Origin of the sequence: Streptococcus suis (assembly GCF_029616525.1) — a bacterium.
Lineage (GTDB): Bacteria > Bacillota > Bacilli > Lactobacillales > Streptococcaceae > Streptococcus > Streptococcus suis_AF.
On the sequence record NZ_JANFME010000013.1, the window covers coordinates 1 to 21787 of the forward strand.

General features: G+C 41.7%; 24 protein-coding genes. 4 read left to right on the forward strand and 20 right to left on the reverse strand.

Going from position 1 to position 21787, the window contains the following annotated elements:
• Positions 1-371 precede the first annotated feature (371 nt).
• From glnA to gap, 9 genes are all read right to left on the reverse strand, one after another.
• Positions 372-1718 (reverse strand): type I glutamate--ammonia ligase, encoded by a 1347-nt coding sequence (glnA, locus tag NOL38_RS06310; RefSeq protein ID WP_011921751.1) that lies wholly within the window; start codon positions 1716-1718, stop codon positions 372-374.
• Between the two features lie 28 nt (positions 1719-1746).
• Positions 1747-2118 (reverse strand): MerR family transcriptional regulator, encoded by a 372-nt coding sequence (locus NOL38_RS06315; protein WP_002940041.1) that lies wholly within the window; start codon positions 2116-2118, stop codon positions 1747-1749.
• A gap of 75 nt (positions 2119-2193) precedes the next feature.
• A complete protein-coding gene (locus tag NOL38_RS06320) occupies positions 2194-2709 on the reverse strand; it encodes an FUSC family protein (protein WP_277941717.1) in 516 nt (171 codons plus the stop codon).
• A gap of 9 nt (positions 2710-2718) precedes the next feature.
• The gene (locus tag NOL38_RS06325; protein WP_277941718.1) at positions 2719-3255 is read right to left on the reverse strand and encodes a hypothetical protein; all 537 of its coding nucleotides are present in this window, start codon (positions 3253-3255) and stop codon (positions 2719-2721) included.
• A gap of 136 nt (positions 3256-3391) precedes the next feature.
• A complete protein-coding gene (locus NOL38_RS06330) occupies positions 3392-4591 on the reverse strand; it encodes a phosphoglycerate kinase (RefSeq protein ID WP_277941719.1) in 1200 nt (399 codons plus the stop codon).
• Between the two features lie 192 nt (positions 4592-4783).
• On the reverse strand, positions 4784-5134 hold the full coding sequence (locus NOL38_RS06335) for a hypothetical protein (protein ID WP_277941720.1): 351 nt from the start codon (positions 5132-5134) through the stop codon (positions 4784-4786).
• Positions 5135-5136: 2 nt separating this feature from the next.
• The gene (locus tag NOL38_RS06340) at positions 5137-5721 is read right to left on the reverse strand and encodes a hypothetical protein (protein WP_277941721.1); all 585 of its coding nucleotides are present in this window, start codon (positions 5719-5721) and stop codon (positions 5137-5139) included.
• A 7-nt stretch (positions 5722-5728) separates the two neighbouring features.
• A complete protein-coding gene (locus tag NOL38_RS06345) occupies positions 5729-6853 on the reverse strand; it encodes a hypothetical protein (protein WP_277941722.1) in 1125 nt (374 codons plus the stop codon).
• A 153-nt stretch (positions 6854-7006) separates the two neighbouring features.
• Complete coding sequence (gap, locus tag NOL38_RS06350; protein WP_024397990.1) at positions 7007-8017, reverse strand: type I glyceraldehyde-3-phosphate dehydrogenase; 1011 nt, start codon at positions 8015-8017, stop codon at positions 7007-7009.
• A gap of 272 nt (positions 8018-8289) precedes the next feature.
• Here gap and NOL38_RS06355 point away from each other — a divergent pair, with 272 nt between their 5' ends.
• Positions 8290-9450 carry a glycerophosphodiester phosphodiesterase family protein gene (locus tag NOL38_RS06355; protein ID WP_105106871.1) on the forward strand — a complete coding sequence of 387 codons (1161 nt, stop codon included), beginning with the start codon at positions 8290-8292 and terminating at the stop codon, positions 9448-9450.
• A gap of 202 nt (positions 9451-9652) precedes the next feature.
• On the opposite strand, the gene fusA is transcribed toward NOL38_RS06355, so the two are convergent.
• The 5 genes from fusA to groES form a co-directional block, all read right to left on the reverse strand.
• The gene (gene fusA / locus NOL38_RS06360) at positions 9653-11734 is read right to left on the reverse strand and encodes an elongation factor G (RefSeq protein ID WP_024419398.1); all 2082 of its coding nucleotides are present in this window, start codon (positions 11732-11734) and stop codon (positions 9653-9655) included.
• A gap of 377 nt (positions 11735-12111) precedes the next feature.
• Positions 12112-12582 (reverse strand): 30S ribosomal protein S7, encoded by a 471-nt coding sequence (gene rpsG / locus NOL38_RS06365; RefSeq protein WP_029178040.1) that lies wholly within the window; start codon positions 12580-12582, stop codon positions 12112-12114.
• Positions 12583-12598: 16 nt separating this feature from the next.
• The gene (gene rpsL / locus NOL38_RS06370) at positions 12599-13012 is read right to left on the reverse strand and encodes a 30S ribosomal protein S12 (protein ID WP_002940030.1); all 414 of its coding nucleotides are present in this window, start codon (positions 13010-13012) and stop codon (positions 12599-12601) included.
• Between the two features lie 229 nt (positions 13013-13241).
• Positions 13242-14864: a chaperonin GroEL gene (groL, locus tag NOL38_RS06375; RefSeq protein ID WP_277941723.1), complete on the reverse strand. Its 1623-nt coding sequence runs from the start codon at positions 14862-14864 to the stop codon at positions 13242-13244.
• Positions 14865-14874: 10 nt separating this feature from the next.
• Positions 14875-15156 (reverse strand): co-chaperone GroES, encoded by a 282-nt coding sequence (gene groES / locus NOL38_RS06380; protein WP_014637330.1) that lies wholly within the window; start codon positions 15154-15156, stop codon positions 14875-14877.
• Between the two features lie 197 nt (positions 15157-15353).
• On the opposite strand from groES, the gene NOL38_RS06385 reads away from it, so the two are divergent.
• Entirely contained in the window at positions 15354-15599 is a 246-nt protein-coding gene (locus NOL38_RS06385; RefSeq protein ID WP_277941724.1) for a hypothetical protein, read from the forward strand.
• Between the two features lie 118 nt (positions 15600-15717).
• Here NOL38_RS06385 and NOL38_RS06390 read toward each other — a convergent pair whose 3' ends face one another.
• Positions 15718-16113, reverse strand: coding sequence for a single-stranded DNA-binding protein (locus NOL38_RS06390; RefSeq protein ID WP_277941725.1), 396 nt, complete (start codon positions 16111-16113; stop codon positions 15718-15720).
• A 54-nt stretch (positions 16114-16167) separates the two neighbouring features.
• On the opposite strand from NOL38_RS06390, the gene NOL38_RS06395 reads away from it, so the two are divergent.
• The gene (locus NOL38_RS06395; protein ID WP_277941726.1) at positions 16168-16947 is read left to right on the forward strand and encodes a DUF2785 domain-containing protein; all 780 of its coding nucleotides are present in this window, start codon (positions 16168-16170) and stop codon (positions 16945-16947) included.
• 32 nt (positions 16948-16979) lie between these two features.
• Here NOL38_RS06395 and ytpR read toward each other — a convergent pair whose 3' ends face one another.
• The 4 genes from ytpR to NOL38_RS06415 are packed head-to-tail and all read right to left on the reverse strand — an operon-like array spanning position 16980 to position 19224.
• A complete protein-coding gene (ytpR, locus tag NOL38_RS06400; protein ID WP_277941727.1) occupies positions 16980-17603 on the reverse strand; it encodes a YtpR family tRNA-binding protein in 624 nt (207 codons plus the stop codon).
• Positions 17604-17621: 18 nt separating this feature from the next.
• Positions 17622-18578: a DUF1002 domain-containing protein gene (locus NOL38_RS06405; protein WP_277941728.1), complete on the reverse strand. Its 957-nt coding sequence runs from the start codon at positions 18576-18578 to the stop codon at positions 17622-17624.
• Positions 18579-18622: 44 nt separating this feature from the next.
• A complete protein-coding gene (locus NOL38_RS06410) occupies positions 18623-18943 on the reverse strand; it encodes a thioredoxin family protein (protein WP_024386278.1) in 321 nt (106 codons plus the stop codon).
• A complete protein-coding gene (locus NOL38_RS06415) occupies positions 18940-19224 on the reverse strand; it encodes a DUF4651 domain-containing protein (RefSeq protein WP_012774909.1) in 285 nt (94 codons plus the stop codon). The genes NOL38_RS06410 and NOL38_RS06415 overlap by 4 nt, the downstream gene beginning before the upstream one ends.
• A 146-nt stretch (positions 19225-19370) precedes the next feature.
• Here NOL38_RS06415 and pepA point away from each other — a divergent pair, with 146 nt between their 5' ends.
• Positions 19371-20432 (forward strand): glutamyl aminopeptidase, encoded by a 1062-nt coding sequence (gene pepA / locus NOL38_RS06420; RefSeq protein ID WP_208580731.1) that lies wholly within the window; start codon positions 19371-19373, stop codon positions 20430-20432.
• Positions 20433-20476: 44 nt separating this feature from the next.
• Here the strand turns inward: pepA and NOL38_RS06425 are convergent, their stop codons facing one another.
• Positions 20477-21733 carry a bifunctional folylpolyglutamate synthase/dihydrofolate synthase gene (locus tag NOL38_RS06425; protein WP_277941729.1) on the reverse strand — a complete coding sequence of 419 codons (1257 nt, stop codon included), beginning with the start codon at positions 21731-21733 and terminating at the stop codon, positions 20477-20479.
• Positions 21734-21787 lie beyond the last annotated feature (54 nt).

Genomic DNA, 21787 nt, shown 5'->3' on the forward strand with positions numbered 1-21787 from the left:
GAGTGTGGTTGCTTTTCATTATAGGTCATATGGGACTTTTTGTATATACTCAAAAAGGCTCCATAATCTCTACAGTGGATTTACCCACTACAGAAATTATAGAGCCTAAAATCCCAGAGGTGAGACCTCTGGGATTTATTTTATATTAACAGATAACCCAGCTTATAAAAAGACCGATTTCAAGCTCATGTCCATCCCCTCGCCCTGCTATTTATTAGCTCAGACTGAAACAGTCTCTTCCCAGACTATTTCACTCCACTGGACCATTACACGCTCTAAAATTTCTAAGCTCGTGAACAAAGGACCCGTCGGGGGCTAATTCGCTATCTGGTTTTCAAGCTCATGAAAAAATGGTCCACCGGACCATTTTTTTAATACATATCCAAATAGTTGTCAATTTCCCATTGAGAAACGTAGGTTGCGTAGCTTGCCCATTCGATTTTCTTAGCTTCCAAGAAATTCGTATAGATATGATCACCTAGAGCTGCACGAACTACCTCGTCTTCACGAAGAGCTTTCAATGCATTGTGAAGAGTTGAAGGAAGATCAGTGATACCTGCTTCACGACGCTCCTCATCAGACATTGCATAGATATTAGATTCTACTGGTGCTGGTGCTTCAATTTTATTTTGAATACCTTCCAAACCAACTTCCAATAGAACGGCCATAGCTAAGTATGGGTTGGCAGTTGGATCAACCGATCGCAATTCCAAACGAGTTCCCATTCCACGTGAGGCAGGTACGCGAACCAATGGTGAGCGGTTTTTACCAGCCCAAGCAATATACACAGGAGCTTCAAAGCCTGGAACCAAACGCTTGTAAGAGTTCACTGTCGGGTTTGTAATAGCAGTATAGTTATAAGCATGCTTAATCAAACCACCAAGGAAATGGTAAGCAGTTTGAGACAGCTGCATACCGCGAGGATCCTCTGGATCAAAGAAGGCATTGTTTCCATCCTTGTCAAAGAGGGACATGTTACAGTGCATACCTGAGCCAGCAATACCAAACTTAGGCTTGGCCATAAATGTCGCATACATACCATGCTTACGAGCAATTGTTTTAACAACTAACTTGAAGATTTGAATATTGTCACAAGCTTTTAAGACGTCCGCATATTTGAAATCAATTTCATGCTGACCTACTGCCACTTCGTGATGGCTCGCTTCAACTTCAAAGCCCATCTCTGTCAAGACATTGACGATTTCGCGACGTGTATTATCAGCCAAGTCCGTTGGTGCGAGGTCAAAGTAACCACCTTTATCATTTACTTCAAGCGTTGGATTTCCTTGTTCGTCCATCTTAAAGAGGAAGAATTCTGGTTCTGGACCAAGGTTGAATGAAGAGAAACCTGCCTCTTCCATGTGACGAAGCGATTTCTTCAAATTTCCACGTGGGTCACCAGCAAAAGGCTTAGCATCTGTTGTATAAATATCACAAATCAAGCCAGCTACACGGCCATTTTCATCACCCCAAGGGAAGATAGTCCATGTATCCAAGTCTGGGTAAAGATACATATCTGATTCATTGATACGAACAAATCCTTCAATAGATGAACCATCAAACATGACCTTATTTGACAAAACCTTTTCGACCTGCTCATCAGTTGCTGGAATTTCTACGTTTTTCATCACTCCCATGATGTCCGTAAACATAAGACGTAGGAAGGTAACGTTTTTCTCTTTGATATCGCGCTTGATATCTGCCACTGTGAATGTCATTATTTTTCTCCTCTATTTTAAAAGCTAATTACGACGAACGGAAAATGGAACTAGGACTTGAAAATCGTCCCTGACGACTGAATTCATCATGTAAGATACGACGGACATCTTCATCAGTCAAGGTTTTCTGCTGTTTTTGGACCTTAGCTTTCGCTTCCCGATTTGCATATTCCTTCTTAATCGCAGCAATATTCAAACCTTCATCCAAAAAATCCTTGATTTCTAAAAGTAAGTCCATATCGTTTAGAGAATACAAGCGACGATTCCCTTCATTGCGATCGGGCTTAATCAAGCCTTGATCTTCATAGTAACGAATTTGACGAGCAGTTAAATCTGTCAACTTCATCACACTACCGATCGGAAAGATGGCTAAGGAACGACGAAACTCTTTTTCTCTCATAACGAACTCCTTTCTGCCTACCATTATAGGAGAATTTTTTTTTGAGGTCAATAGGTGATGTTATATTTTATAACATTATTTATCCTGAAAACGTTTTTTTATAACATTCATATCATAATTAACTAGAATCGCAATGAAAACTCCGATAAAGGTTTCAAACACACGAATAAACACATATTGAATCGTATCACCAGCAGGAATCGACAATGTAATAATTAATAAAGCTGATACTCCACCAATAATTCCCGATTTATTATTCATCGCCACATTTGTCATAATCGTTAACATGACAAATATCGGAACAAAAACCGCAGTTACCCAAAAATGATCTAAGAATAACCTATCCAAAATAAAGAAAAGTAGCGCATAAAAACCACCAATAGAATTGCCCAGAATACGAGAAGCTCCAAAATGGACACTCTGATCGAAGTCTTCTCGTAAACTAAACACAGCCGTCAAAGCCGCAATCTGAATCCCTTCCCAGCCCATAAAACCAAACAAAAGAATAACTAGGAAGACTGCCAAACCAGACTTAAAAGTCCTCAAGCCCAACTTAAATTCTTTGGGATTAAATTTATATTTCTTGAACATACTTCTATTTTAACATGAAGCAGATGATTTGTGGGATAAATACGCTAAGTAATAGACTTGCAATATATAAAAACTGACTGAGGCTACCATTGCTACTATCTTAAAAGCTGGCTGAACATCAAAATCACCAACTCCATTTGCATGTATACTATTCAAACTCATAATTGTCATAAAAATATCCATGTGCGACACGCCAAGAAGCAAATGCCACACCAACTTCCAACCGTTGCACCTGTCATATTTCCAGATACGTAACGAGAAAAATGAGAGTGTATGTGGCAAAGTAACCAGCCCAAGGGTTAGCACAATCGCAAGTCTCCAAATACTCTGCCATAAGTAAAAATAGATGAAAAACACAGCGAAGGATAAGAGACAACATTGCAATAGATACAGTTGCGCTTTCCGTTGCTCAAGTTGTTCTGAAATACACTTTATCGAAGGAAGTACATGAATCGTTCTCAGCACTAAAAAGCCTAATAAATGAAGAAACAAGTAGAACAATATATAGAAAAATAGACTATCTCCCGACAGTAAATTATCAATCATATAACACTCCCAAATCTATTCACAAAAACTAGCTTGAATCAGTCAATCACTCAGAAAGAAATCAGGCCAACTCCCCAAAAATTCCTCTCTATACCAAGAAAAGAGTTGCTTTCCCAACCCTTTTCATCATCGTATATTACTTTTCAGTGAGAGCTGCGAGACCAGGCAACACTTTACCTTCTAACAACTCCATAGATGCACCACCACCAGTTGAGATCCATGAGAACTTGTCTGCACGGCCAAGGTTGATAGCTGCAGCAGCCGAGTCACCACCACCGATGATTGATTTAACGCCTGGTTGCTTAACGATAGCGTCCATCACACCGATTGTACCAGCTTGGAAGTCAGGGTTTTCAAAAACACCCATAGGACCATTCCATACAACTGTTTTTGCACCTTCAAGAGCTTCTTCGAATTTAGCGATTGATTTAGGGCCGATGTCAAGACCAAGGAAACCTTCAGAAACAGCTTCTCCTTCAGTATCACGTACTTCAGTGTAATCTGCAAATGCATTTGCTTCTTTTGAATCAACTGGCAAGACTAATTTGCCGTTTGATTTTTCAAGTAATTCTTTAGCGACATCAAGTTTGTCTTCTTCTACAAGTGAGTTACCAATTTCGATACCTTGCGCTTTGTAGAATGTATAAGTCATCCCACCACCGATAAGAACTTTATCAGCTTTATCAAGAAGGTTTTCGATAACACCAATCTTGTCAGATACTTTTGAACCACCAAGGATAGCTACGAAAGGACGTTCTGGTGTTTCAACAGCTTCTTGGATGTAAGCAATTTCGTTTTCAAGAAGGTAACCAGCTACTGCTTTTTCTACGTTTGCTGAGATACCAACGTTTGATGCGTGTGCACGGTGTGCAGTACCAAATGCATCGTTAACGAAGATACCATCACCAAGTGAAGCCCAGTATTTACCAAGTTCTTCGTCGTTTTTAGATTCTTTCTTACCATCAACATCTTCGAAACGAGTGTTTTCAACAAGGAGAACTTGTCCATCTTCCAAAGAATTGATAGCTGCTTCCAATTCAGCACCACGAGTAGCGCCAGCGATGAAAGCAACGTCTTGACCCAATTTAGCCGCCAAGTCAGCTGCTACAGGAGCCAATGATTTACCTTCTTTGTCAGCTTCTTCTTTCACACGACCAAGGTGAGAGAAAAGAATTGCACGTCCACCTTGCTCAAGAATATACTTGATAGTTGGAAGAGCTGCTGTAATACGGTTATCGTTAGTGATAACGCCATCTTTCAAAGGAACGTTAAAGTCCACACGGACAAGGACTTTTTTGCCCTTCAATTCAACGTCTTTAACAGTCAATTTAGCCATTAGATAGACTCCTTATAAAATTTTTACCTTTCAATTGTACCATATTTTCTGTATTTTTTCTCTCATAAAGATAGTTTTTTCACAAATCTACAAAAAGAACGAATAATAAAAAAAAAGAGGCCGAAGCCTCTTGGTTAGCAGTTCCGTCCTCCTTATCCTAAAACTCTTGTCCTGTTCCACCTTAGATAGCGACTACTGCTTTTCAAATACAATCATCTTCCCTGAAAAATCGACCTCTAAATCTCCATTTTCTAATTTTTCATAGGTCCCTGAAATCGATTTGCTATCTGAAAGATCGATGTCTATCTCTTGCCCCTGCAAATCTACACTGCCAGTAATGTCACTATCCACAATACCTATACTAGCCTCGCCTGTAATGGTTTCACCATCGATTTCAAGGTCGAGCTCGAAACCATAGGCATTGGCAATATAACGTCCATCTACATTATTAATAGTTTCTACAACAACTTCCTCAGCCTTACTGCAAGCAACCAAGAAAAAGGTTCCCAAAACCAATACTGTAGCAAATAAATACTTTTTCATAATTATTTTTCCTTTAAATATGTTTCTAAACAACGTTTTATATCTTCGAGAATATCTAAGTGTAACTCCTTATATCTCATAACATCCTCTTCTAGATCACCTCTATGAATAGAAAGGTAGTGGTCCGATAGTTGCAAACAATACTTGCGAAACCTGAGTATCTGTTCTGTCTTATAGTCAGACAGGAGAGCCTCTGATTTTTGAACAAGCAACTCTACCAATTCTTCAACAATATACGGATTGCTTTCAAAAATATCTTGCAAAGGAATAGAACCCGAATAATTTATAAGTGTCTTGAGCATGTCCAAATAAAGCATATTCTTTTGAGAACGACTTTCCTGCATCCGTAATTGATTTAATTGTTTATCAAATACCTCCGGACCTTCCTCATATAGAATATAATCATTCCATCCCTCAATTAACTCTAATTTTTCTTCCATCACTTCTATAGAAGAATTAAAACTGTCAATGATTTCCAGAAAAGATACTTCTTTCTCAAAACTTTTTGCTTTTAGATACTGATAAAGACTTCCTACAATGGTCAGACCTCCAATAATCGTGACAATATCTGATGCTATTGATAACATATGTTTCCTAAAACCTCCCATTCTCCTTCAGGAGCCCAAATTCGTCAAAACCAGTATCCTCAGACCAGCCGAAAACATTTATCGTCGTATAATATTCCTTATTATTCTCAATAGTAAAGGAAACATCAAACTCCACTCCGTACTTCTTCTTAATATGAGCTAATTCTTCATCCGTTGTAGCTCGTCCGTTTTCCTTTATGTAGCTCTCCAACTCTGCATCTGTAGGTTTCTCAACGGTACTATTAGCAATCTTCCACAGCTCCTTAGCTGTTTTCCTAATACTCGAGCCATACATTTTTAAAAAGTCGGATAAGGTGACTTCCTCTATCAAGACTTCCTCAATTGCCCATTTCTCAATCGGTTGAGCCCAAATGTCATAAACATCTTTGGATCTTGTGAATTCAGATTTTGGAGTATAACTAGTCTTAAAGGGACCATCCCTAAAACTATGTGCATGATAATAGGAATAGCTAACCAGTTTCTCCTTGTCAAACAGTAAAAAATTAGGAGTAAACACTGCATTTGTTTCATCAATCGTCAGCACATCTTGCGGAACATATTCATTATGGCGGAAAACTGCTTCTCTCCGAAGCTTCTGGAACATGGATTTTAAAAGATCAACTTTACCATCACTATCTATATATAAGCCATTTGATAATATCTCTAGCCCTATCAGCGTATCATCATCTATAGTATCTTTATACCGATAAAATCGAACATAACCATGCTCCTCTACAAGAATACCTATTTCTAATCCAACCGTTTCTTCCTGCTTATAGCGAAGCTCTCCATTCTTATCCAAATATGTTTCAGTAAGTCGCTCCCCCTTACTAATTATTTCATAGGTACCGTCAGGATTAACTCTTACTTGAACTTCATGCCCATTCTCAAGCCCTTTATAAACACCTACTAAATTAGCAATGTTTCTCGGTAGTCGATAGGACTTACCATCTTCTAACTCTACTGAACTAGTATCAATCTTTAAGGGAGCATTTTTCACTTCCTCACTGATACGTGGAGTTAACCGATAATTTTCATATCGTGAATAAGCAAATGATAGGCAAGCTAACACCGCAACAAGTAAGAAAACAAAGCGAATGAACTTAGGGTGTAGGTTTAGAAATTTTTTCATAACTTTCTCCATGTTACTCTTAGGTTAAGTATTGACTGGTAAGTCAATACTTGTTATGCATAGTATAACAAGCTTTTTTGCACAAACACATACTTATATGTGTTCTTTGTGTAAAAAAAAAGAGGCCGAAGCCTCTTTGATTTTCACTAAGGATTATTTAGCGATTTTTGCGAAGTACTCAAGAGTACGAACAAGTTGTGAAGTGTAAGACATTTCATTGTCATACCATGAAACAACTTTAACCAATTGTTTGCCATCAACGTCAAGAACTTTAGTTTGAGTTGCGTCGAACAATGAACCGAATGAGATACCTACGATATCTGAAGAAACGATTTGGTCTTCAGTGTAACCATAAGATTCGTTTGAAGCAGCTTTCATTGCAGCGTTAACTTCTTCAGCAGTAACGTTTTTGTCAAGTACTGCTACCAATTCAGTTACAGAACCTGTTGGAACTGGAACACGTTGTGCAGCACCATCCAATTTACCGTTCAATTCTGGGATTACCAATCCGATAGCTTTAGCAGCACCAGTTGAGTTAGGAACGATGTTTGCAGCAGCAGCACGAGCACGACGAAGGTCACCACCACGGTGTGGTCCGTCAAGAACCATTTGGTCACCAGTGTAACCGTGGATTGTAGTCATCAAACCTTCAACGATACCGAAGTTGTCATGAAGAGCTTTAGCCATTGGAGCCAAACAGTTTGTAGTACATGAAGCACCTGAGATAACTGTTTCAGTACCATCAAGGATGTCGTGGTTAGTGTTAAATACAACAGTCTTAACATCGTTACCACCAGGAGCAGTGATAACAACTTTTTTAGCACCGTTAGCGTGGATGTGTTGCTCAGCTTTTTCTTTAGAAGCGAAGAAACCTGTTGCTTCCAAAACGATATCTACACCGTCAGTAGCCCAGTCAATGTTTCCTGGCTCACGCTCAGCAGAAACTTTAACGAATTTACCGTTAACTTCAAAACCACCGTCTTTAACTTCAACAGTACCGTCGAAACGACCTTGAGTTGTGTCATATTTCAACAAGTGTGCAAGCATTGCTGGATCTGTAAGGTCGTTGATACGAGTAACTTCAACACCTTCTACGTTTTGGATACGACGGAAAGCAAGACGACCGATACGTCCGAAACCGTTAATACCAACTTTAACTACCATGAATGATTTCCTCCTTATGAAAATCGAGTTCTTTATTTTAAAAGGCAAGCCTTTTAATCCTTTTGTGAAAATTGTAACTTGTAAATCTACAAGTTAGTTTTCAACGTTCTTATTATATAACTTATTTATTAAAAAAGCAAGAATTTCATATTGTTTCATTAGCAATATATGGAGCTACCTTTGTTTTTTGAAATCCCACTAATTCAATTGGCTAAAACCTATAAAATTTGATACAATTGTTAAGAATGTTTTTTTAGAAAGTAATTGTTCTTATGCCAACAAATCACTCAAAAAGTCATCAAAGACGTCCCAAAAATAGAATACGTCGTCCTAGGTGGCAAAAATGTGTCCTTAGCATTCTTATCCCCTTACTAAGTCTGGGAACTTGGTACGGATTAAGTTTAGCCAATAGCTTTTCACAATCCCTACTCTCAGATCTATTTCCCAATCATGTACAGACAATTTATATTCTATTTTTTGCTCTTCTATATAGCAACCTAGTCCTTGCCATTACCCTTCCTTTATGGGTCTGGTGGAAAATAGTATTTAACGAAAGATTCACTTGGTGGACACCCTTCTCACTTCTTGTCATTTTTCTTCCTGCCCTACCCGTTTTTTTATTCTCCCAGTATGAAGCAAGACATCATCTACCTCAGTCTCCTCTTGTCATTTCTCACCGTGCTCTAAATGATCATCAAGCCATCGAAAATACGGTTGAGGCTGTCCAAATAGCTAGCCAAAGCAAGCCAGATTATATCGAAATCGATCTTTGGGAGACCGCTGACTTTGAGTTTATTGCATTTCATGATCCAAGTTTGATCAACTGGGCGGGTATTGATTATCGTCCCCATGATCTGACTTTGGCAAGTCTAACAGAAACGACAATAACAGATGCAGCTGGACATACAGCCAAAATCGCAAGTTTTGACCAGATTCTAGCTGAAGCATCCGCTCAAAATCAGAAACTCTTAATTGACTTTAAAACTTCAGAACAGGATAGTCCTCAGATGGTGGATAATTTCATGAAAAAATATCAGCAAATCTTTGAGAAAGATGGACACCAACTCCAGTCTGGCAGCTATGATTTCATGAAAACTGCCCTCTCCTACTCCCCAAAATTCGATACATACTTGTTAATGAATACTCCTCCGGAAAATGAATTGCCTAATCTAACGGGCTATAGTGTTCCATTGGACCAACTAACCGACGAATTACTTAACTATATTCGTGAATCAGGAAAATCACTTTATGTATGGACAGTCAATACTGACGAAGGTGTTCAACAAGCAGACTCAATCGGAGTAGATGGTATCATCACTGACTATCCAAGTCGTACCCAAACAATTCTATCCAGCTTATCACAAGCTAGCAAATACAATCAATTGTACCAAGAACAATTACAATTCTTTAGAATTTTCCCAGTTCACAATTAATGATTCCATTTATGATAGAATGTCATTTGTCCTATTTCCTTACTTAACCGTACATTCTCATCTCAATTTAATTCGTCTGAAATTGATTTTCATAGAATAGAAAAACCGCCAGCAAAACTGGTGGTTTTTCTATTCTATTGTAAAATTGTTATCTCGTAAACACGAAAAAGCCTACTCAACTGAGCAGGCTTGAGGCAATCAATTATGCATTGCCACCGTTTTTCTTAATGATTTCATCTTGTACAGATTTTGGTACATCTTCGTAGTGGTCAAATACCATCATGAAAGTACCGCGACCTTGTGTTGCTGAACGAAGAACAGTTGCGTAACCGAACATTTCAGCAAGTGGCACATAAGCACGAACGATTTGTGTGTTACCACGAGCTTCCATACCATCAACGCGACCACGACGTGCAGTAACGTGACCCATAACGTCACCAAGGTTATCTTCTGGTGCAGTGATTGTTACAAGCATCATTGGCTCAAGGATAGTTGGTTGAGCTGATTTAGCTGCTTCTTTAAGGGCAAGAGATGCTGCCACTTTGAAGGCTGTTTCAGATGAGTCGACATCGTGGTATGAACCATCGTAAAGCTTAGCTTTAACGTCAACGATTGGGTAACCAGCAAGAACACCGTTAGCCATAGATTCTACGAGACCTTTTTCAACCGCTGGGATGAATTCACGTGGAACCACACCACCGACGATAGCGTTCTCGAACTCGAAACCTTTACCTTCTTCGTTTGGTGTGAATTCGATCCAAACGTCACCGAATTGACCTTTACCACCAGACTGGCGTTTGAAGAAACCACGAGCTTGTGTAGAAGCGCGGAATGTTTCACGGTATGATACTTGAGGAGCACCTACGTTTGCTTCAACCTTGAATTCACGACGCATACGGTCAACAAGGACATCCAAGTGCAACTCACCCATACCAGAGATAACTGTTTCACCAGTTTCAACGTTTGTTTCAACGCGGAATGTTGGATCTTCTTCAGCCAATTTAGAAAGGGCAATACCCATCTTGTCTTGGTCAGCTTTAGACTTAGGCTCAACCATCAATTGGATAACTGGTTCTGGAACGTGGATTGACTCAAGGATGATTTTTGCTTTTTCATCTGTCAATGAGTCACCAGTTGTAGTGTCTTTCAAACCAACCGCAGCGGCGATGTCACCAGCGTAAACAGTTTCAATTTCTTGACGGCTGTTTGCGTGCATTTGAAGGATACGTCCGATACGCTCACGTTTACCTTTAGAAGTGTTCAATACGTATGAACCGCTGTTAAGGACACCTGAGTAAACACGGAAGAATGTCAAACGACCTACGAATGGGTCAGTCATGATCTTGAAGGCAAGAGCTGCAAATGGCTCTTCATCTGATGCATGACGCTCTTCTTCAGCATCTGTATCTGGGTTAACACCTTTAATAGCAGGGATGTCAAGTGGGCTTGGAAGGTAGTCGATAACTGCATCAAGCATCAACTGAACACCTTTGTTTTTGAAGGCAGAACCACACAACACTGGGAAGAATTCAACGTTGATAGTTGCTTTACGGATAGCAGCTTTCAATTCGTCATTTGTGATTTCTTCACCTTCAAGGTATTTCATCATCAATTCTTCATCAGTTTCAGCAACTGCTTCAACCAATTTTTCACGGTATTCTTGAGCTTGCTCAAGGTATTCAGCTGGAATATCTTCTTCAAGAATGTCTGTACCAAGGTCGTTAGTATAGATTTCAGCTTTCATCTTGATCAAGTCGATGATACCACGGAACTCATCTTCTGAACCGATTGGCAATTGGATTGGATGAGCATTTGCTTGAAGACGCTCATGAAGTGTGCTTACTGAGTAAAGGAAGTCAGCACCGATTTTATCCATTTTGTTAGCGAATACGATACGTGGAACACCGTATTCAGTTGCTTGACGCCATACTGTTTCAGTTTGTGGCTCAACACCTGATTGTGAGTCAAGAACGGTTACCGCACCATCAAGAACGCGAAGTGAACGTTGTACTTCGATTGTGAAGTCCACGTGTCCTGGTGTGTCGATGATGTTTACACGGTGGTTGTTCCATTGAGCTGTTGTCGCAGCAGATGTGATTGTGATACCACGCTCTTGCTCTTGCTCCATCCAGTCCATTTGTGATGCACCTTCGTGAGTTTCACCGATTTTGTGGATTTTACCAGTGTAGTAAAGAATACGCTCAGTTGTCGTTGTTTTACCCGCGTCAACGTGCGCCATGATACCGATATTACGAGTTTTTTCTAATGAAAATTCGCGTGCCATGAGGTTTGTTCTCCTATAATTTTAGTTTTATACTTTATTATACCATATTTTAAGAAAAGCGAGTGGGCAAGTCCCACCCGCTTGATTTCTTACTAATGGTGTGAAGTGGATGAGGCAAGCCTCAATCCGATTTGTGATGATTGAACGAGAAGTTTGTACAATAATCTCAATTGATTTATGTAGAACTGACTTAACGTCCTCACATCCTAATTAGTTGAGTTCGGACTAAAAATTCTGGAAAAAAGAGACGCAATTGTTTTGGCTTTAGCCAATTACAAGTGTGGCTACCTTTAGGTGTAAATCTTCCTTGGACCTTAAGGTCCATCGTCTGATTTCCTATTTTTCCTTGAATTTTCTTAACGTCCTCACATCCTATCTTACCAGCGGAAGTGTGCGAATGCGCGGTTTGCTTCTGCCATTTTGTGAGTGTCTTCACGTTTCTTAACAGCTGCACCCGTGTTGTTTGCTGCATCCATGATTTCTTTCGCAAGACGGTCAACCATAGTGTGCTCACCACGGTTACGAGCGATTGTTACCAACCAACGAAGACCAAGTGTTGTACGACGCTCTGGACGAACTTCAACTGGGACTTGGTAGTTAGAACCACCGACACGACGTGCACGTACTTCAAGTACAGGCATGATGTTTTCCATTGCTGTTTCAAATACTTCAAGTGCATCGTTACCAGTTGCTTCTTTGATTTGATCAAAGGCACCGTAAACGATTGATGCAGCAGTACCACGTTTACCGTCCAACATAACACGGTTGATCAAACGAGTTACCAATTTTGAGTTATACAATGGATCTGGCAATACTTCGCGCTTAGGCGCTTGATTTTTACGACTCATTTATATTTCCCCTTTCTTAGCCTTTTGGACGTTTAGTACCGTATTTAGAACGGCCTTGCTTACGATCGTTAACACCTGCAGTATCAAGCGCACCACGAACGATATGGTAACGTACCCCTGGAAGGTCCTTTACACGTCCACCACGAAGAAGAACAACGCTGTGCTCTTGCAAGTTGTGCCCGATACCTGGGATGTAAGCAGTAACTTCGATAAGGTTGCTCAAACGTACACGAGCGAATTTACGAAGGGCTGAGTTAGGTTTTTTAGGTGTCATTGTTCCGACACGAGTTGCAACACCGCGTTTTTGTGGTGATGAAACATTTGTTTGAACTTTTTTACGGCTGTTGTAACCAACGTTCAAAGCTGGTGATTTAGATTTTTCTACTTTAGACTTACGTGGTTTACGTACCAACTGGTTAATTGTAGGCATCTACATTCTCCTGTATATATTTTTATTTTTGGTGATAGGGCATTGGTGACAACCCCTATCTGTGTGTACTTTTGCAACATTTGTCAGCACGTCCCTGTACACTCTTGAGAGACCAAAAGTAAAAAGTACCGTCTAATATAGTACCACATCCCAAACCCATTGTCAAATAGATATGTTTGAAATTTTCAAGAAAAAACACAGCCAAGCAGCTGTGTCATTTTGCTATTTCTTAGTAGCCCATACCCATTCCGTCCATACCTTGTGGCATAGCTGGAGCGGCTGGTTCTGGTTTGTTGGCAACAACTGCTTCCGTTGTCAAAATCAAGCTGGCTACGGAAGCTGCGTTTTGAAGGGCCGAACGAGTCACCTTAACAGGGTCAATAATACCTGCATCAATCATGTTGACCCATTCGCCTGTTGCAGCATTAAAGCCAGTGCCTAGTTCTGAATTCTTCAGTTTATCAATGATAACTGAACCTTCATAGCCTGCGTTATAGGCAATCTGACGAACTGGTTCTTCCAAGGCACGAAGGACAATATTGCGTCCTGTTTCATCGTCGCCTTTCAACTCCAATTTCGCTACGCTATCGATAACATTGACAAGGGCTGTACCACCACCGGCAACGATTCCTTCTTCAACTGCGGCACGTGTTGCGTTGAGGGCATCTTCGATACGGAGTTTCATTTCTTTCAACTCAGTTTCCGTTGCGGCACCGACTTTGATAACAGCAACACCGCCAGACAATTTTGCCAAACGCTCTTGTAATTTTTCACGGTCAAATTCTGAAGTTGTTCCCTCAATTTGTGACTTGATTACGGCGACACGGTTGGCAATGGCTTCTGGATTGCCAGCACCTTCAACAATAGTTGTACCATCCTTGTCAACCACAACCTTGGTAGCTTGACCAAGTGCTTCAATGGTTGCATCTTTCAAGTCCAAACCAAGATCTTCTGTGATAACCGTTCCGCCTGTCAATATAGCGATGTCTTCCAACATAGCTTTACGACGGTCACCAAAGCCTGGAGCTTTGACTGCAACAACGTTGAATGTACCACGAATCTTGTTGAGCACAAGGGTAGGAAGTGCCTCGCCATCCACATCGTCAGCAATAATCAAGAGAGGACGACTGGTTTGGAGAATGCTTTCTAAAAGTGGCAAAATATCCTGGATATGAGAAATTTTCTTATCTGTAATCAAGATAAATGGATTTTCAAGTTCTGCCACCATTTTCTCATTATCTGTTACCATGTATTGTGACAGATAACCACGGTCGAACTGCATACCTTCAACCACATCCAGCTCAGTTTCCATACCGCGAGATTCTTCAATGGTGATAACACCATCTGTACCCACGCGCTCCATAGCCTCAGAAATGTACTCACCAACTTTTTCAGAACGGGAAGATACCGCTGCTACCTGAGCAATTTCAGCTTTATTGGATACTGGGCTTGCCTGAGCTTTCAAGGCTTCAACCGCAGTCGCAACCGCAGCCTCGATACCACGACGGATACCAATTGGATTGGCACCTGCAGTTACGTTTTTCAAGCCTTCGCGAACAATAGCCTGAGTCAAAACAGTTGCAGTAGTTGTCCCATCACCAGCGATGTCATTGGTTTTTGAAGCCACTTCGGATACCAACTTAGCACCCATATTTTCAAAATGGTCTTCCAACTCGATTTCTTTAGCAATGGTTACACCGTCGTTGGTAATGAGTGGTGAGCCATAAGCTTTTTCCAAAACAACATTACGACCTTTTGGACCCAAGGTTACTTTGACAGTATCAGCCAAAATATCGACACCACGGACCATGCTTTCACGTGCATCTGCTGCAAATTTGATTTCTTTTGCCATTTTTCTACCTCTATTCTACGATTGCCAAAATGTCTGCTTCACGGATGATGTGAACGGTCTGGTCGCCGTCTTTAACTTCCAATCCTGCATGAGCATCGATCAACACAGTATCACCCACCGCAACCGCTGGGGCAACCAAGTCACCATTCAAGGTACGAATCCCTTGTCCGATCGCTAGGACACTTGCTTCTTTTGTCTTTTCTTGACTTGCACCTGCTAGGACAAATCCACCAACTGTTTGTTCTTTTTCTTCAATTTTTACGACGATACGATCGCCCAATGGTTTCAACATGGTATTACCTCCTGGTCTTTTTAGCACTCTTTACCACCGAGTGCTAATTCACATTTCCTATTGTATCACTTGGTCAAAAATAGTCAAGAAAATTCTATTCCTTTTTCGTGAAAATCCTTCTTAAGTATGAGACAGAATTTACCTATTCATTATTGGTAAACTATGCTATACTATTATTAAAAAGTTAAGGGGGATTTATGAAATTTTTTAGAGATTTAAAAATCGATTACCTTGAAAGTCGATTTTCCGTTCACGAAAGTTTTACAGAATGGTTTTTAAAACGTAAATTAGGCTTTTGGGGCAAAATCATTTTCGCCTATCTACTCTGGCTAGTCTGGTTGCTTCTCTTTTCCCACCCTCATTACATCATCTTTTTCTTTTATGGAGTTATCCTGTTTTCTCTGATTATCATACTGGTAGAATGGCGGAAATATGGAAAATAAACCACAAAAAACACCAACTTTCGTCGGTGTTTTTAAGGAAATATGAAAAATATTTAGGATTGATTATAGTATAGCCCATTTTCCAACTCTCTTCATCAGTCTTAGGACCGATATTGCTTTAAAACGGTAATTCCTCCTCTTCCAAAACCAAGTCAGCTAGGTCATCGCCTGTGTTATTTTCACGCATGGCACGTTGGGCCCGACTTTCGAGCAGCTGGAAGGATTGTCCTAAGACTTCAGTCACATAGTGGTTGCTACCATCTTTTTCATATTTTCGTGTACGTAATTCGCCATCAATGGAAATTAGACTACCTTTATTACCATAGGAAACAAGCGTTTCCGCTAGTTTGCCCCAGAAAATAACATTAAGAAAATCTGCTTCACGTTCCCCATTTTCTGTCTTAAATCGGCGATTTACTGCGACTGTTACACGAGTCAGATTTTTGCCAGTTGGTGTTTGAGTGAGTTCAGGTTGGGCCGTCAAGCGACCGATTAGAATAACTTTATTATACATTTTATATCCTCCTACTTATTTATTCGTAGAAGGATTAGAAAAGGAGCGAAAATTATGAAAGAATTTTTGATGGAAAAGATACAGACCTCCCAACCATATACCAATGCCGAACTGGCTTGGTTGCTGGAAAACATCGGTCATCCTGTTCCTGCTATACGCGACGAACTGGTCTATGCTAGTTTTTGCCACATCTTTTTGGAGGGCTTGGTCACAAGGGAGCAAGCACAGTCGCTGCTACAATTCTCTCAAGTAACCAATCCTCTTTCCCTAGAAAGTTCCACACTAAAGCGAAGTTTTACTTGCTTACTTTACTGTCTGTTGCTGTCTGTCGATAATGAGCCAGAGTCTATTTATCATGCATTTTTAAGCACTAACGACCGTGACCTACTCTTCCAGCAGGCCTTGGATTATTTGGCGATTGAAAATGACTGGTCTGGCTACGATGAAAAACTCGGTTGGATCCATACCGTTGCCCACGGAGCAGATTTTCTTCTGGCCGCAAGCTGTCATGATCAATTTCCCGCTGAAAAAAGCAAAGAAGTCTGGCAAACTATTGTCACTTGTCTGACCAGACAAAGTAAAGTTTTCTCAGCTGGCGAGGAAATCCGTCTGGCACAAATTCCTGTATATTTACTACTGAATGAAAAAGTAACCAGCCAAGAGCTGACGGAATGGATTAGCAAGCTGGACTTTCCAAATCAAGAACCAGTAGACTACTTCCGGTGGCTCAATCTCCAACATTTTCTGTCTAGTCTTTACTTCCAACTTAGGTCACATCAAGCATCGACCGAAGAAATCGAACAGGCTATTGAAGGAAAAATTGAACCAGCATAAAAGAATTGGCCACCTGACCAATTCTTCTTTTTCTATCCCTTCCAGTGTTTTGCTGGATCAAAAGCTTCTCCGACCACTGCGGAGTCGTCTAATTCGATAATACCACGGACTTGTGGTGCGTTTGGCAGAGCCAATTCACGCGGGCTACACATCATACCAAAGCTATCTTCACCACGCAATTTCCCTGGGAAGATGAGGCTACCGCTCGGCATCATTGCCCCCGGAAGAGCCACAATGGTTTTCAGACCTTGTGCAGCATTTGGGGCACCAGCTACGATTTGCACTGTTTTGTCACCAACATTGACCTGACAGATATTGAGGTGGTCGCTGTCGGGATGAGGAACCAATTCCACAATCTGACCGACTACGAACTTTGGAGCATTGTCGTTAACCAAGCTTTCAGTAAAACCTTCCTTAGCCAATTCAGCATTCAAGGTCGCAACTTGCTCGTCTGTCAGGAAAACTTGACCATTTCCAGCAAGCTCAACCAAACTTGATGCTTCAAAGATATTCCAGGCTACTGTTTGACCCGTTTCTGCTAAGAAGACACGTGTTACCTTGCCTTTGCGTTCAAACTGGACAGCCTGTCCCTTGTCCTCCGCAACAATCACCATAAGGACATCGCCAACCTGTTCTTTATTATATGTAAAAATCATTTCTTTTTCATTTCCCCTTTATGCAAATAGACCGGTCAAGCCCTTCCATAAATTTTCAAAGAAGGCACCGATTTTTTCTAAAATCCCTGAATCTTGTAAATTCTTATAGGCTTCTGAAATTTGTTGCTCCGCCTGTTGCTTAAACTGGTTGAGCTGGGCAGCAACCTCAGCCGAATCAATAGCAGAAGTTTCCTGATAGGCTTTGGCAAATGTGACTAGCTTAGAAATTTCATCTGCTGTGATGACATTTTCCAAACCGTTTTGGGCCAAAACATCATTGATGATGGTGTTGATGTCAGCCTCAGAAGCCACCTGGCCATTGGATTGCTTGTAATCCGCAAGAGCTGTCTTGATTTCCGCCACTGCCTTATCCAAAGCCGAACTATCAAAATTAATGTCACCTGTATGAGCCGTCGCCACTTCATTGACTGTCTCTAGCTCTTGTTGAGCTACTTCAGTTCGAGCGGTATCAACTGTTTCACCATTGGCTGCAAGAGCCTTGTAAACACCTGTCAGAGCAGACTCTCCCGTCACCTGAATGGGTGCCGCAACGTCAATCAAGACGTCTGTTGCACCGGCAGTTATGGCCGCATTGGCATACTGCGTTTCAGTAATCAAGGTGATGTTCTGCGGAGTCTTGATGTCCACCACAACCCCTTTGCCAGTGTCCTGCTTTTGCACCAAGACAGATGAATAGAGGGAGGCTGTGTCCGCTCCAGATGTACCTAAATATTGGTCCATATCCGCGCCAACAACCACCTGACGGCTAACATTATTAATATCAGAGACCCCAAAAAGTTGATTGACTTCCGTTGCCTGCGCATCTGACAAACCTCCACCGTAGACTAGTGTTGGCTTACCCCATTTTTCATTGATAACATCTGTTTGAATCTCAGCCTGCACCAAGGGAGCAAGACTCAAACTCAACCCCAGCACCACAGGTGCTAGAAGAATTTTTCCTAGTGATTTCTTCATGTTCTTTCCTTTCTTTTGGGAAATGGCAGAGCTTCTCTGCTAATTTATCTACCCAGTCCAGATAAGAAGTTCATGATTTCTTCCTTGGTCTTGCGATTCTTATCGACAAAGCGACCGATTTCCTGACCATTTTCCAAAACAACCAGACTTGGAATGCCTAAAATAGCCCATTCCTGTGCCAAAGGCATAAAGTCATCTCGATCCAGTTGCACAAAACGGAGATCTGGAAAAGCTTCTTCGATAGCTGGCACATGCGGTTTGATATAGTGGCAGTCTCCACACCAAGTCGTCACAAATAGAAAAACAGTCGGCTTGCCATCTTCAATCAAGGCAGCTACTTCTTCAAGATTTGTTGGAAAAATCATCTTTCTTCCTCCCTGTATTGAATAGAACCTTTGGTATTTTCAAACAAAAATACCTGTCCTGCCTCCATCACAACCCCTCCGATAAGAGTGGTCTGCGTAGAAGCCGTTTCATCCACATAGACCGTGGCAATCTCTCCTAAATCAGCGAAAAAGTCACGCACCTCCTGCAAGGCCTGTGCTTTTTTACGGTCTTCTTGGATTTTACGGTAAAATTGAGCACTAGCGGTGAGCACACCTGCCCCCAATAAGCCTGCTAGCAAGGCTGTCTTTTTCTTTTTCATGTTGACTATTTTATCATATTTCCCAGGAATTTTCCCAAAAATGCCATTGGACTTGTGACAGCTGAGAAGATCCTTTTGACATATTAGTAGGACAAGTCTAGCTCTTCGTGATAAAATAGTAGTAATCATGTCATGGAGGAAGAAGAATGACTCTTTTTGAAAAAATTAAAGAAGTTACAGAATTGCAAAGCTTACCGGGATTTGAAGGACAGGTTCGCAACCACATCCGCCAGAAAATCACACCGCATGTGGACCGCATCGAAACAGATGGACTAGGTGGAATTTTTGGCATCAAGGATACGGCTGTTGAAAATGCTCCTCGTATCCTAGTGGCCGCCCACATGGATGAGGTTGGATTTATGATTAGCCAAATCAAGCCAGACGGTACTTTCCGTGTTGTCGAATTAGGTGGCTGGAATCCTCTGGTTGTTTCTAGCCAGGCCTTCACTCTTCAGTTGCAGGACGGTCGTACCATTCCAGCCATCTCAGGCTCAGTACCACCTCACCTTTCACGTGGGGCTAACGCTCCTGGCCTGCCTGCCATTGCTGATATTATTTTCGATGCTGGTTTTGCCAATTATGACGAAGCTTGGGCGTTCGGCGTTCGGCCGGGGGATGTCCTCGTTCCCAAAAATGAAACAATTCTAACTGCCAACGGAAAAAATGTTATTTCTAAGGCTTGGGACAACCGCTTCGGTGTCCTTATGGTGACTGAATTACTGGAAAACCTATCCGGTCAAGCATTGCCAAATCAGTTGATTGCCGGGGCAAATGTGCAAGAAGAGGTTGGCCTACGTGGAGCTCATGCTTCTACAACCAAGTTCAATCCAGACATTTTCCTTGCTGTTGATTGCTCACCAGCTGGCGACATCTATGGCGACCAAGGAAAAATTGGTGACGGAACTCTGCTTCGTTTCTATGATCCAGGTCATATCATGTTAAAAAACATGAAAGACTTCCTCCTCACAACTGCTGAGGAAGCTGGCATTAAATATCAATACTACTGTGGTAAAGGTGGAACAGATGCCGGTGCAGCCCACTTGAAAAACCATGGTGTTCCATCAACAACTATCGGTGTCTGCGCTCGCTACATCCATTCACATCAAACTCTCTACAGCATGGATGACTTCTTAGAGGCTCAAGCCTTCTTGCAAGCCATCGTTAAAAAGTTAGACCGCTCAACGGTTGACTTAATCAAAAACTATTAAAACAAAAGACTTTGCTAGGTAGAGCGCCTGGCAAAGCCTTTTTTCTATACAAGTTCTTCTAAAATGTACTTCCTCACATAGGTAATGAAATATAGCGAGCCTGTAATCAGGTAGAGTTTTTTGGGATTGTCCAAGTCCGCCTGCTCCAACCATTCCTGATAGGTCTGCACCCGTTCGTAGCCTGACGGATAATCTTCTAACTGTAACGCTCTGAAATCGTCAAAAGTCGTAACGCTAACAGGTCCAAATTGACTAAGCTGGGACAACATCTGGTGCACAGGCTTGGTATTGATGGCTGCAAAGAGGATTTCAATATCCCTGTCAGCATACTTTTCTTCCAAGAGCTGGGTCAGGACGGCGATACTTTCATTATTGTGGGCACCGTCAATCATGAGATTAGGTCTAATCAACTCTAAGCGGCCCGGCCAGATGGCTTGGGACAAGCCCTGGCGGATGGTTTCATTGGTAATCTTTGGAAAATGAGGTTTAATGAGCTGAGCTGTTGTCACTGCCAAGGCTGCGTTGACCTCTTGGTGACGGCCCTGCATAAGCAGCCTTAAATCTTCTACACGGCCGATAGCGCTTGAAACTGCAAAACCTGCTCTGCTATTTTCCAAAAGAATCTCCCGTCCCACCGCATAGGTCGGACTCTGAAGCTGACTGGCGTGATCCTCAAATACTGCCACCACTTCTGGCTGGTCGGTCGCATATAGGAGGGGAACCCGCTCACGCAAGACAGCAACCTTGTGACGGGCTATAGCAGCGTGGGTCTCTCCCAAAAATGCCTGATGATCCAAGCCGATGGACGGGCAAACTACTGCCAATGGGGCAAGGACATTGGTCGCATCCTGCAAACCGCCCATGCCTGCCTCCACCAAGAGAATATCAGGACGCTGGTAGTGGGCAAAGTAGACAAACATAGCCACTACTACAATCTCAAACTCCGATATAGCATCCAGGCCAGCCGTCTGGTCCAAGTCCTCAATCAAGGGTTGCAAGTCTGTCACAATTCTCGCAAAATCCTCCTCCGAAATCATCTCTTGCTTAAAGACAATCTGCTCTCGAAAATCAATGATAGACGGTGAAGTAAAGCGACCAACTCTGTAGCCCGAAGACTGCAAGATAGACTGTAAGGCGTTGAGGGTCGAGCCCTTGCCATTTGTACCAACAAAGTGAATAGTCGGAACTTGAAGTTGGGGATTGTCCAAGCGTTCCAAAATCCAGTTGACACGTGCAATCCCGTGTTCCAAATCAGAAGCCGGGCGATTAGATAGCCACCGGCGAGTTTCTTGATAATTCATGATTCCCTCTCTACAAAAGCAGCAACAGGGGGATGACCTGTTGCTCGATACTGT

Excerpts from the sequence above, each read along its gene's own strand:
- rpsG (WP_029178040.1), bottom strand. The coding sequence starts at position 12,582 with ATGAGTCGTAAAAATCAAGCGCCTAAGCGCGAAGTATTGCCAGATCCA.
- NOL38_RS06390 (WP_277941725.1), bottom strand. The coding sequence starts at position 16,113 with ATGTATAATAAAGTTATTCTAATCGGTCGCTTGACGGCCCAACCTGAA.
- NOL38_RS06395 (WP_277941726.1), top strand. The coding sequence starts at position 16,168 with ATGAAAGAATTTTTGATGGAAAAGATACAGACCTCCCAACCATATACC.
- NOL38_RS06320 (WP_277941717.1), bottom strand. The coding sequence starts at position 2,709 with ATGTTCAAGAAATATAAATTTAATCCCAAAGAATTTAAGTTGGGCTTG.
- ytpR (WP_277941727.1), bottom strand. The coding sequence starts at position 17,603 with ATGATTTTTACATATAATAAAGAACAGGTTGGCGATGTCCTTATGGTG.
- NOL38_RS06415 (WP_012774909.1), bottom strand. The coding sequence starts at position 19,224 with ATGAAAAAGAAAAAGACAGCCTTGCTAGCAGGCTTATTGGGGGCAGGT.
- NOL38_RS06325 (WP_277941718.1), bottom strand. The coding sequence starts at position 3,255 with ATGATTGATAATTTACTGTCGGGAGATAGTCTATTTTTCTATATATTG.
- NOL38_RS06340 (WP_277941721.1), bottom strand. The coding sequence starts at position 5,721 with ATGTTATCAATAGCATCAGATATTGTCACGATTATTGGAGGTCTGACC.
- NOL38_RS06315 (WP_002940041.1), bottom strand. The coding sequence starts at position 2,118 with ATGAGAGAAAAAGAGTTTCGTCGTTCCTTAGCCATCTTTCCGATCGGT.
- NOL38_RS06345 (WP_277941722.1), bottom strand. The coding sequence starts at position 6,853 with ATGAAAAAATTTCTAAACCTACACCCTAAGTTCATTCGCTTTGTTTTC.
- gap (WP_024397990.1), bottom strand. The coding sequence starts at position 8,017 with ATGGTAGTTAAAGTTGGTATTAACGGTTTCGGACGTATCGGTCGTCTT.
- NOL38_RS06425 (WP_277941729.1), bottom strand. The coding sequence starts at position 21,733 with ATGAATTATCAAGAAACTCGCCGGTGGCTATCTAATCGCCCGGCTTCT.
- NOL38_RS06355 (WP_105106871.1), top strand. The coding sequence starts at position 8,290 with ATGCCAACAAATCACTCAAAAAGTCATCAAAGACGTCCCAAAAATAGA.
- groL (WP_277941723.1), bottom strand. The coding sequence starts at position 14,864 with ATGGCAAAAGAAATCAAATTTGCAGCAGATGCACGTGAAAGCATGGTC.
- NOL38_RS06385 (WP_277941724.1), top strand. The coding sequence starts at position 15,354 with ATGAAATTTTTTAGAGATTTAAAAATCGATTACCTTGAAAGTCGATTT.
- pepA (WP_208580731.1), top strand. The coding sequence starts at position 19,371 with ATGACTCTTTTTGAAAAAATTAAAGAAGTTACAGAATTGCAAAGCTTA.
- NOL38_RS06330 (WP_277941719.1), bottom strand. The coding sequence starts at position 4,591 with ATGGCTAAATTGACTGTTAAAGACGTTGAATTGAAGGGCAAAAAAGTC.
- NOL38_RS06405 (WP_277941728.1), bottom strand. The coding sequence starts at position 18,578 with ATGAAGAAATCACTAGGAAAAATTCTTCTAGCACCTGTGGTGCTGGGG.
- NOL38_RS06410 (WP_024386278.1), bottom strand. The coding sequence starts at position 18,943 with ATGATTTTTCCAACAAATCTTGAAGAAGTAGCTGCCTTGATTGAAGAT.
- NOL38_RS06335 (WP_277941720.1), bottom strand. The coding sequence starts at position 5,134 with ATGAAAAAGTATTTATTTGCTACAGTATTGGTTTTGGGAACCTTTTTC.
- groES (WP_014637330.1), bottom strand. The coding sequence starts at position 15,156 with ATGTTGAAACCATTGGGCGATCGTATCGTCGTAAAAATTGAAGAAAAA.
- rpsL (WP_002940030.1), bottom strand. The coding sequence starts at position 13,012 with ATGCCTACAATTAACCAGTTGGTACGTAAACCACGTAAGTCTAAAGTA.
- glnA (WP_011921751.1), bottom strand. The coding sequence starts at position 1,718 with ATGACATTCACAGTGGCAGATATCAAGCGCGATATCAAAGAGAAAAAC.
- fusA (WP_024419398.1), bottom strand. The coding sequence starts at position 11,734 with ATGGCACGCGAATTTTCATTAGAAAAAACTCGTAATATCGGTATCATG.